Source organism: uncultured Clostridium sp., assembly GCF_934754915.1.
Lineage (GTDB): Bacteria > Bacillota > Clostridia > Clostridiales > Clostridiaceae > Clostridium.
The window spans coordinates 1-10,668 of sequence record NZ_CAKVKB010000116.1; the positions used below are offsets into that span (position 1 = coordinate 1).

The window sequence follows — 10,668 nt, forward strand, 5'->3', positions numbered from 1 at the left end:
GGCTCAGTAGCTCAGCTGGTTAGAGTGCCGGCCTGTCACGCCGGAGGTCGAGGGTTCGAGCCCCTTCTGAGTCGCCAAAATGAACAAGCTTTATGTTGAAGCTTGTTTTTTTGTATTTATGAATAAATCTAGAGTGTAGGTGGTCCTAAAGAACTTTTAGTTGTGAACAGAAAAGAGATTTATAAGAAGTGTAAAGTAAATTATTTGTTCAATGAGTAGTTTTGATTATATCGAATATTAATATTGTAAACTGATAATTTACAATATTAAAAATAGATGATTAGAAAATAACTAATCATCTATTTTTTTCTAGATTTTTATATACTCTTATATCTTCAGAATAAAATTTAAATAATTTAAAATCGCCAAGTAATCTTGAGGATATTCTTTCACTATATCTTTTCACAATATCAGATAGAGGAAGATTAGTTGATATAATCATTTTCTTATTATTTAATATCTTTCTGTTTAGAATATTAAATAATTCTGATACAGAAAATTCATTAAGATGTTCTGCACCTAAATCATCAATTATAAGCAAATCACAATCAAAAAGAAGAGACTGCAGATTTGAATTATTATTGAATCTTATATCACGAAGATTTTGTAATAACTCATCTGATGTTTTATAAACTACAAGATAACCTTTATCTAAAACTTCTTTTGCTATACAGTATGACAGATAAGTTTTTCCGCTGCCAGGATTGCCATAGAAAAGAAGATTTGTATTTAATGAAGAGAAGTTTGGTATATAATCCTTTTGAACATATTCTAAAATTTTTTCAATATTTTTTCTTGAAGAATATTTTTCATCACTAATTCTATGAACAGGATATAAATTTAAATCAAAATTGTTGAAGTTATTTGTTTTTATTATCTGTTCAAGTTCAGAGTCTTTATAGTAAAGCTGAATTAATTTTTCTTTATAACATTTACATTTAGTATTTCCAATAAAACCAGTATCCTGACATTTTGCACAACGATAGTGTAGACTCAAGTATTCTGGAGAATAGCCTCTTTCCACAAGCATTTCACATTTTTTCATTCTCAAATCAGTAATTTTTTCCTTAAATTCATTTAATGTTTCTTTTTCATTTGCAGATTTGATTACTGCTAAGGCCATTTTTAATGAGAGTTTTTGAATCTGGTTATCTAGTTCTATAATTTCAGGATATTTCTCAGAAATTTCAGCTTTTCTATTTTTTAAGGCTCTAGATTCAGAATCTCTAATATTATCATATATTTTTAAAATTTCACTTTGATATCCTTTAATCATCATTATCCCATCCTAACAGTTTCTTTTCTAAAGAATCATAATCGTATTGTCGTGCTTCAAAGTTATTAAACTTATGAGGAGCAGTTATATTAGAATTATTATTGTTATATGAATTTTTTTGATAAGATATATTTTTAACAGATTTATTATCTTTTAATGCGATGTCTTCAAGAGTTTTAATGTTATTTTTAAACCAGTTTGAAAGAATTCCGTCTATATATTTAAAATCTGCTCGATTTAATCTTTCAAAACAAATATCACAAGCTTTAAAAATAACTTCGTTAGAGAATTTAAATGTAATAATCCATTTTTCAATCATATCTTGTTGAGGTTTCATTATGTCAGTGTTTGTTATTCCTAAATATGAAAGAATCTTTCGTATATTAATCCATTTATCTTCTGTTTTTTTGATAAGATTTTGAGCCTGTTCAACAGTGCATATTTTCTGATCATGCCATGCTAAAGCTACTTTCTCAATATAGCGGTGATCGCTTTTTCCTTTAGACACACAATATTCTATTAATATTAATATAAGTTCTGAAGAAAAACCAAATTCCTTCTGCCAGTTTAGATAAAGAGACATTTCATTAGGAGAAAGAGGTCGACCTAAAAGAACTTCTATATCTCTAAGCATATCTTTTGTATTATTACTATCTAGTGCATCTAATAAATCAATTTGTTTTGATGACGATTTTATATCTTCTGTTAAATCTACAAATTCAATATTGAAATTTCCCATTCTATCTATTGGAATTAATTTTATGACACCAAGATCATTCCAATAATGTAATGCATTCATGATATCGGACTCTAAAAGATTTAATGAAGAAGCAATTATTGATGAATTTACTCCTAATTCACCACAAATATTGTATTTGAGCATAAGCAAGTAAATTTTTATAAATTCACCTCTAGCTTGAGGCATATATTTTTCAATAAAAACATTACTTACAGGAGTAAATTCTATAGATTTACTTTTTAACATGAATGTACTCATTGTGTTTCTTACCTGCCTTTCATTTTTACCCTAATTTATCCTGTGTTTTTATGCGACAGATTAAAATTATAATAAATGTCCTAATTTGCAATATATAATGTATTATGAAATCTTTTGAGGATTTCTTTAATTATGTAGTTTTATCATTAGAACGTATATATTATAGAGTGTTATTTATAATTATAGCATAATATAAAAAATAACTCTTAAATAAAAAATTATACAGAATCATCATATAAAAGATTCTGTATATAATAATTAGTACTTAATGACAATATTTTAGAATTGAAATTTTTTTAAGTTAATTACACCATTACCTTGAAAATATTTTGGAATATCATCTATTGGATCGCAAATTACTTGAAGAAGGGATGATATATCTTTAAAAGTTATATCAGGTTTTTTTTCACATATTAAAGAACATATTCCGCATACATAAGCAGCTGCTAAAGAAGAACCAATAAATGTTTTATAAGATATATCAAGAGGTTTTGGATATAATTTCATTCCATTTTTTTCAGAAATATAATTCTTATCAGAATTTAAAGAAACTATATTTGTACATGAAGCACACAAATCTGGTTTGTTATATTTAGTTAGCGGGCCACATGCAGAATAAAAATATGGTTTTACAGTTGATTTTTCAGAATCAAGTCCACCTACAGTTATACAATTTGAAAGTGAAGCAATTCCCATAATTGAATATTTTTCATTAATACTACTTCCAGCAGGGATTATAGGAATCATTCCATTTTTAATAGCAAGGTTAAATAAATTTTCAAATTCATTTACAATAAGAATATTGTGACTTAAAAGTTCAAAAGGAAGGCACAATATTTTTATATTATGTTCTTTAGATATATTGATAAGACTTTCTATTGAGAAAAGAATATCTGAAGCAAAGCCTTTTCCTAATTTATCAAAAGCTTTGTAACAGAAAAGTCTGCTTTTATGACAAATACCTTTGTACATGTTGTTAGATGAAAATCCGCTGCTGCATAAGATCCCACTTATAGATGTACCATGGCCATTATCATCATAAGGATAATGGATGCCATTTATTACATCCACAAATAGTGCAATTTTATTTGTAGGAGATATTAGGTCTTTGTGTGGATATACTCCACTATCTATGATTCCTATGCCTACTCCAGCACCAGAAAGATCAGTTTTAAGAATATAGGAAGATTTATTTGCGGAAGTTACACTCATACCACATAAAAATAAATATTCATCAAAAAAAATTTTTTCTACCTCAGGATATTCTATAATTCTATTTATACCCTTAAGGTTTAATTGAGCACTTATTAAATTAGAAGATTCGATTATATTATAGACAGTTCCTTTATAGGAATTGATTTTTTTCACTATTGAGGACTGGAAAGCTTTATATTTTATGATTACTCTATAATACTTATAAATATTTTTAGACATGTAGTATTTTAAATTGTAATCTATTTTGTTTTTGTTTGAAAACATAAATCTTCTCCTGAATTATTTGCTTTAATATATATTATACGAAGAAGATTATATAGTTGCTAATCTATAGTGGAAAGATTTTAAAAACTATAGGTTTCACCAATATCAAGAATTTTTATAGACTGATCGTGTATATTTAACAATGTCTGTTCAGTTTCATTAAAATCTTCTAAAGATATTTTAAAGGTTTTATAATGAATGGGAATCATAACAGATGAATTCATCATTTTAAACATTTCATAACTTTGTTGAGGAGTGCAGTGCATATATGAAAATCTATCTGGTTTATAGCATCCTACAGGCATTAATGAAATATCACTTTTAATTCCTTTAAAATTTTCAGTAAGGGCAGTATCACCAGCAAAAAATACAGATTTATTTTTTCTTTCAATAAGATAGGATATACTTTCATTGTCTATTCCTATATAAAATCGTCTTCCATCATGATTTGCTTCAAAGGCAGTTACTTTTATAAATTCATCTTTATATATATCGCCAGGATGAAGAATATAGATTTTTTTAAATCCAAGAAGTTTTAAAAGCAACCTATAGCCTTTAGGAGCTATAACTATAGCATTTTTATTAAGTTTCATTAATGAAGGAAAGTGCATATGATCCATATGCCCGTGAGATAAAAGTATGTAATCTATATTTAAATCTTTCATATATGAAGGTTTTTTTACAACTCTTTTAAAATAACCAAGCATATTACAAAAAACAGGATCAGTTATTATAATTTTATTATATAAATCTATGACAGTAGTAGCATGCCCATACCAATTGATAGAATTATTTTTTATTTCATCACATTTTATAGGGGCACTTTTTTTAAAATATTCTTTTATGTTATTAATACTTAAATGGGATAAAAAAATTATATTTGATATTAAATTCAAATTTATACATCCTTTCTTAATGTTTCCATTTAAATATTACAATACCAAGAATCATAATAGCAATACCTATAAAATTATTTAATGAAAACTTAATCTTTTCAGTACCAAATAGACCAAAGTAATCAATAATAGCAGCAGAGAGAAGCTGAGCAATTAATATTATTCCTATTCCAAGGGTAGGCCCCATTGTTCCAACACTTTTTATAACAGTAAAAGTTATTACTACACCAAGAAGGCCTCCTATAAGATAAAGTTTATTGGCTGTTTTTAAATTGCTGTAATTTCCATCACCATAAAAAAAGGATATTATAAGACTGCATACTAATGCAATTGCTTGAACTAATACTGTGGTTTCCCACAATCCTATTTTTTCACCAAGACGTGTGTTAAAAATTCCTTGAATGCTCATTGCAATACCAGAAATTATTGCAAATATTATACCTAACATATTATCACCTCAAAAATATTATTCCCAAGAGGTTTCGATTTATTATAATAAAATTAAATGGAGCTGTGGCATTAAAAAATTCAAATTACATTAAATATATATTGTATAATTTGATTTTTGTGCGACAGCTCCATTTGATAAATTTTTAAATTATTACTATACAAGAATTAATTCTAAGTTGTCTTCTAATTTTTCTGAAATTTGCTCTTCAGAAAAACCTAATGTCAATCCAAGGCTTAATAAATCTTCAAATAAAGTTTGGTAATGATCCATAGAAGGTGAAGCAATTAAGTCGTTGATATCAATATATAAATTTAAGAATTGATCACTTAAACAATAATCATTTGGAATCATATCAATAAATTCCATAAAATCATACTTGTGATCGATTCCTAAAGTTAAAACTTGAGAAATACATATCATATATTTATTAAAAACTTTATCTATATCTATAGATTTTAAATTATCTGATAAGTAATTAAAACATATTGTCTCATTAGCTAATTCACCTAAAGTAATTTGAAAAAACAAATTTTTTCTGGCTCTTAATTTATAAGAATCTAATTCGGGATTTATATTTAAGGTATCATTGAATTTTTTTTGTATTTCAAACATTGGTTGAACATTCATTTCATATCCTCCTAGAAATTTAACAACTAATATTATTTTACAAAATCTTTAAAATAAAAGAAAGACGAGTAAACGAATACAGATAAATTTTTTTAGTTGCTAAATATATGTTGCTATTGAATTTTTAATAATAACTATAAATAATAATATTAAAATTGGTAAAAAGTGAATTTAAATGCTTAAAAGTATTAATAAATAATCAGCATAATTTAAAAGAGGACTACTGTTTTAGTAATCCTCTTTTAAATTATTTAGTTTCAAATAAAAATCTGTATTTAACAAGTTAAAATATATTATTGTAAGAAAGAAACTAAAAATCTTTTAAAATATATGAATGAACGGGTATGTTTTTCTTAACTGTTGGAATCTTCCATATTTCAATGCTCTTTATTCTAAGTTTTACAATATTGCTATCATAATATATTTCCGGGAAATTTAATTTTACATCTTGTTTTTTATAATCTTTAGGAATATATCCTATATTTGCAAGTGATATAAAATTATCACCTAATGATTTAATGTTAAATCCATGCAAAGATAGTGTATCACATATTAAACGAGAGAGTCTCTTTATATAACCTTTATTTTCTAATTTTAAGTTTACTGTTTTTGTCGGTTCTGATAAATAAACTAAATCATCAGCATCTATTCTAAAACTTTTATATGGAGAAATAATTTTGTCTAATATAGGCTGTAATTTATCTATATTTGGATTATCAACTAGAGCTAATGGTATATGTGGTGCTGGAGAATTTCTATTTGCCCTGAATTTTTTTGACATATTTCTTTGAATTGGTGCAATCATTTGATAAGTGTCATCATCAAATAATGCAACTATATAGTACTTCATGATACCCCTCACAATCTTTAAATTAGTATTAATCGAAGTTTAATAAATTATAACATATTAAATAAAAGAAAAGAATATATGAATAATTAAAATTTGAATACAAATAATAAAAATGTAATTATAAACAATATTTTACATAAAAATAAGGGAGGTTTTTCTAAAAATGACAGTGAAATGAGTGAATGTTATTATAATCATATGTAAAATGATAAGAATCCTACAAATGCTTAAAAAAGTAGTACTTGACTGAAAAAATGTATTTAAATAAATTTAGTTTATGATATAATAATTAAGGTAGATTTACAAAAATAATAAAATAAAAGAATTTTTGATTATTAATCTATAGAAAAATTTATTTAAAATAGCAAACTTTAAGATGGAGTATATAACTTAAAGTTTAAAAAGTAATTGTACTAAAATAGAAAATTAATGATAGATTTAAATACAGAAGAATTAAAAAAGATTAGTAAATTACAGTTTACAGAATTACTAAACAAAGATAATTAAGAAAAATCATATTTAAATATATGATTTTTATATTGTAAGGATTTATATGCTCAGGAATTAAAACTGTAGCATTTTATATAGATTTTATAACTTAGAAGAGTTTAAATACAAGATTTTACGATATAAGTTCTAAGCAGAAATGTTAAATTACAGTTTATTAAAATATTGAACTTAGATAATAAAATAAAGTTAGTTGTTTAATATGTGATTTATATATTCAAGAATTCTGATTAGGGCATTATTATATAGATTAAAAAATAATTAAAAAATAAAAAAATTAGGATATTTTATAGATAGGGTGAATTCAATGGAAAGATTAGTTATAAACGGAGGAAACTTACTCAAAGGTTCTGTTGAGATAAATGGTGCAAAAAATGCAGCAGTAGCAATTTTGCCAGCAGCAGTAATGGCAAGTAAGGGGAAATGCATAATTGATAACATACCAGATATTGAAGATGTACACTGCTTAGAAAGAATACTAAAAAGCTTAGGATGTAGTATTAACAAAATAGATAATAATACTTTAGAAATAGATAGTACTAATGTAAATAATTTTGATGCATGCACAGAAGATGTTAGAAGAATGAGGGCTTCATATTACTTTATAGGTGCATTATTATCAAGATTTAAAAAAGCAAGAGTTGTTCTTCCTGGTGGATGTTCAATAGGTGTTAGACCAATAGATCAGCATATTAAAGGTTTTGAAGCTTTAGGTGCAGAAGTAACAATAGAGCACGGAGCGGTTAATGTTAAAGCAGATAAACTTGTTGGATCTAATATATTTTTTGATGTGGTTTCTGTAGGTGCTACAATAAATGTTATGATTGCAGCAACTCTTGCAGAAGGAGTTACAACACTTGAAAATGTTGCAAAAGAACCACATGTTGTTGATGTGGCTAATTTCTTAAATTCTATGGGTGCGGATATAAGAGGTGCAGGTACTGACGTAATAAGAATTAAAGGTGTTGAAAGCCTTAATGGATGTGCTTATAGTGTAATACCTGATCAAATTGAAGCTGGAACTTTTATGATTGCAGCAGCAGCTACAGGTGGAGATGTATGCATTAAAAACATTATACCAAAGCACTTAGAGTCAATTACAGCTAAATTAATAGAAATGGGCGTAACAGTTGAAGAAGCTGATGATTCTATAAGAGTTAGTGTAAATAAGACTTTAAAAGGAGTTAATATAAAGACAACACCATATCCAGGATTTCCTACAGACATTCAACAACCAATGTCTACTTTGTTAAGTATTGTTCCTGGAAGAAGTTTGATAACAGAATCAATATGGGAAAATAGACATAAACATATTGATGAATTAAAGAAAATGGGTGCTAACATCAAAGTTGAGGGCAGAGTTGCAATAATAGATGGTGTAAGCAAATTGACTGGAGCAGTAGTAAAAGCAACTGATTTAAGAGCTGGAGCAGCTATGGTTATAGCAGGTCTAGTTGCGGAAGGGAAGACAGAAATAACAAGTATAGAGCATATAGATAGAGGATATCCTCATATAGAAAATAAATTTAGAGCATTAGGCGCAGATATACAAAGAATTGAAGTTGAAGAAGAATAGAAAAATGTAAGGGGGAAGGGAACTGATGATATTTTGTTCTTTATATAGTGGCAGCAGCGGAAATAGTATGTTTGTTGCTTCAGAAAAATCCAAAATATTAGTAGATGCAGGACTCCCTGGGAAAAAGATTGATGAAGCGCTTAATAGTATTGGCGAAGAGACTAAAAGTATAGATGGAATATTTATAACCCATGAACATAGTGATCACATTAAAGGTGTAGGTGTTTTGTCAAGAAAATATGATATTCCTATATATGCTAATGCAGATACATGGAGTGCGATGGAAGGCTCAATTGGGAAAATTAAGGAGCATAACATTAAAGTAATTGATAAAAGGTCAGTTACTGAAGTTGGAGATTTAAGCATAAAGGCTTTTAATATTCCACATGATGCAGCAGCACCCACTGGATATACTATTAGTGATGGAACAAAAAATATAAGTGTTGCAACAGATTTTGGAACATTTACAAGAGAAATATATGATAATATAAAAGATTCAGAGGTTATTCTTTTAGAGAGTAATCATGATGTTAATATGCTCAAATTTGGACCTTATCCATATACATTAAAACGAAGGATACTCAGCGAAATAGGCCATTTATCAAATGATGATTGTGGAAATGCTGTTGTTGAACTTGCTAAAATTGGAAATAATAAAAAAATTATATTAGGACATTTAAGCAATACTAATAATCAGCCAGATTTGGCGTATGCTACAGTTTTAGATGTATTGAATGATAGTGGTGTTAAGGTCAATGAAGACATAATATTAACTATGGCCAGCAGACACAATCCTAGTGGTTACATAAAAATCTAGTTTAGAGTATAATTAAAATACTATATAAATATGAAATTTAAGGGAGGACTATATAATGAGTTTATATACACAATGGACTGACATGGTTGTTGACTATGTGAAGACTAAAGGAGAAAATGCTTTCTGGGCAGAATATAGTAAATTAGAAAAATCAATATATAAGGATTTGTTAGCAAATCATAAAGAAGTTAAAAAGACTACTATAAATGATTTAGCAAAGGAATATCATTCAACAATAGAATTCATCATGGGATTCATTGATGGAATCAATGACAGTTTAAATAAGCAATATGATTTAGAAAATCTTGAAGCAGATACTAATTTAGAATTAGATATTAACTTAGAAAAGTTATATTTCAATATGTTAGATGCTAAAGCAGAATATTTATATACATTACCACAATGGGATGGAATATTCTCAGAAGAAAAGAGAGCTGAAATTCAAAAACAATATAAGGAATCTAAAATTGTTAGAAACTTAGATAAAGTTGGTAGAAACGATTTATGTCCATGTGGAAGTGGTAAAAAATATAAGAAGTGCTGTGGAAAGAATAAATAATATTTCTTATACATAAAAGGTCCTGTTTTTTAGCAGGGCTTTTTTATTGTACAAAGAAATATTAAAATTGAACTTGTTATAATTTCCCTGGAAATAAAATTAAATATTAATATATAATATTGTATTTATAATGAAATTTAGGATATAAGGAAGTGTAAAAGCAGCTATGAATATAACAGTTATTTCAGTAGGAAAATTGAAAGAAAAATATTTAAAATTAGCAATAGATGAATATTCTAAAAGGTTATCACGTTATTGTAAGCTTAATATAATAGAATTAGCAGATGAACAGACACCTGATAATGCTTCAGAAAAAGATGAATTGATAATAAAGGATAAAGAAGGACAGAAAATTTTAAATAATATAAAAGATACTATGTATGTAATTACTTTAGATCTTAAAGGTAAAATGTTTTCTTCAGAAGAATTATCTAAGTTTATAGATAATTGTGGAGTAAGAGGGGATAGCAATTTATGTTTTGTTATAGGTGGAAGTCTTGGTCTTAGTGAAAATGTATTAAAAAGAGCTAATTATAGTCTTTGTTTCAGCAAAATGACTTTTCCTCATCAGCTTTTCAGAGTTATGCTTTTAGAACAAATTTATAGGGCATTTAGGATTAGTAATGGAGAACC

At 26.7% G+C, this 10,668-nt stretch carries 11 protein-coding genes and 1 tRNA gene; 5 read left to right on the forward strand and 7 right to left on the reverse strand.

The window, feature by feature from the left end; translation table 11 throughout:
• Positions 1–77: transfer RNA gene (locus Q0F58_RS14425), tRNA-Asp, on the forward strand.
• Positions 78–295: 218 nt separating this feature from the next.
• Here Q0F58_RS14425 and Q0F58_RS14430 read toward each other — a convergent pair.
• The 7 genes from Q0F58_RS14430 to Q0F58_RS14460 form a co-directional block, all read right to left on the reverse strand.
• Complete coding sequence (locus tag Q0F58_RS14430; RefSeq protein WP_294377993.1) at positions 296–1,276, reverse strand: ATP-binding protein; 981 nt, start codon at positions 1,274–1,276, stop codon at positions 296–298.
• Positions 1,269–2,273, reverse strand: coding sequence for a DnaD domain protein (locus tag Q0F58_RS14435; RefSeq protein ID WP_294377967.1), 1,005 nt, complete (start codon positions 2,271–2,273; stop codon positions 1,269–1,271). The genes Q0F58_RS14430 and Q0F58_RS14435 overlap by 8 nt, the downstream gene beginning before the upstream one ends.
• A gap of 279 nt (positions 2,274–2,552) precedes the next feature.
• On the reverse strand, positions 2,553–3,752 hold the full coding sequence (locus Q0F58_RS14440; RefSeq protein WP_294377970.1) for a S8 family serine peptidase: 1,200 nt from the start codon (positions 3,750–3,752) through the stop codon (positions 2,553–2,555).
• Positions 3,753–3,832: 80 nt separating this feature from the next.
• The gene (locus Q0F58_RS14445; RefSeq protein ID WP_294377973.1) at positions 3,833–4,648 is read right to left on the reverse strand and encodes an MBL fold metallo-hydrolase; all 816 of its coding nucleotides are present in this window, start codon (positions 4,646–4,648) and stop codon (positions 3,833–3,835) included.
• A gap of 16 nt (positions 4,649–4,664) precedes the next feature.
• A complete protein-coding gene (locus tag Q0F58_RS14450) occupies positions 4,665–5,096 on the reverse strand; it encodes a DMT family transporter (RefSeq protein WP_294377975.1) in 432 nt (143 codons plus the stop codon).
• A 156-nt stretch (positions 5,097–5,252) separates the two neighbouring features.
• Entirely contained in the window at positions 5,253–5,726 is a 474-nt protein-coding gene (locus Q0F58_RS14455) for a dUTP diphosphatase (protein ID WP_294377977.1), read from the reverse strand.
• A gap of 310 nt (positions 5,727–6,036) precedes the next feature.
• Entirely contained in the window at positions 6,037–6,576 is a 540-nt protein-coding gene (locus Q0F58_RS14460; protein WP_294377979.1) for a hypothetical protein, read from the reverse strand.
• Between the two features lie 814 nt (positions 6,577–7,390).
• Here Q0F58_RS14460 and Q0F58_RS14465 point away from each other — a divergent pair.
• The 4 genes from Q0F58_RS14465 to rlmH form a co-directional block, all read left to right on the forward strand.
• Complete coding sequence (locus Q0F58_RS14465) at positions 7,391–8,659, forward strand: UDP-N-acetylglucosamine 1-carboxyvinyltransferase (protein WP_294377982.1); 1,269 nt, start codon at positions 7,391–7,393, stop codon at positions 8,657–8,659.
• A 25-nt stretch (positions 8,660–8,684) separates the two neighbouring features.
• Positions 8,685–9,476 carry an MBL fold metallo-hydrolase gene (locus tag Q0F58_RS14470; protein WP_294377984.1) on the forward strand — a complete coding sequence of 264 codons (792 nt, stop codon included), beginning with the start codon at positions 8,685–8,687 and terminating at the stop codon, positions 9,474–9,476.
• 55 nt (positions 9,477–9,531) lie between these two features.
• Positions 9,532–10,035: an SEC-C metal-binding domain-containing protein gene (locus Q0F58_RS14475; protein WP_294377987.1), complete on the forward strand. Its 504-nt coding sequence runs from the start codon at positions 9,532–9,534 to the stop codon at positions 10,033–10,035.
• A gap of 166 nt (positions 10,036–10,201) precedes the next feature.
• Positions 10,202–10,668: 23S rRNA (pseudouridine(1915)-N(3))-methyltransferase RlmH (rlmH, locus tag Q0F58_RS14480; RefSeq protein WP_294377990.1), on the forward strand; the 467-nt coding region annotated here is incomplete at its 3' end.

Excerpts from the sequence above, each read along its gene's own strand:
- Q0F58_RS14430 (WP_294377993.1), bottom strand. The coding sequence starts at position 1,276 with ATGATTAAAGGATATCAAAGTGAAATTTTAAAAATATATGATAATATT.
- Q0F58_RS14435 (WP_294377967.1), bottom strand. The coding sequence starts at position 2,273 with ATGAGTACATTCATGTTAAAAAGTAAATCTATAGAATTTACTCCTGTA.
- Q0F58_RS14440 (WP_294377970.1), bottom strand. The coding sequence starts at position 3,752 with ATGTTTTCAAACAAAAACAAAATAGATTACAATTTAAAATACTACATG.
- Q0F58_RS14450 (WP_294377975.1), bottom strand. The coding sequence starts at position 5,096 with ATGTTAGGTATAATATTTGCAATAATTTCTGGTATTGCAATGAGCATT.
- Q0F58_RS14455 (WP_294377977.1), bottom strand. The coding sequence starts at position 5,726 with ATGAATGTTCAACCAATGTTTGAAATACAAAAAAAATTCAATGATACC.
- Q0F58_RS14460 (WP_294377979.1), bottom strand. The coding sequence starts at position 6,576 with ATGAAGTACTATATAGTTGCATTATTTGATGATGACACTTATCAAATG.
- Q0F58_RS14465 (WP_294377982.1), top strand. The coding sequence starts at position 7,391 with ATGGAAAGATTAGTTATAAACGGAGGAAACTTACTCAAAGGTTCTGTT.
- Q0F58_RS14470 (WP_294377984.1), top strand. The coding sequence starts at position 8,685 with ATGATATTTTGTTCTTTATATAGTGGCAGCAGCGGAAATAGTATGTTT.
- Q0F58_RS14475 (WP_294377987.1), top strand. The coding sequence starts at position 9,532 with ATGAGTTTATATACACAATGGACTGACATGGTTGTTGACTATGTGAAG.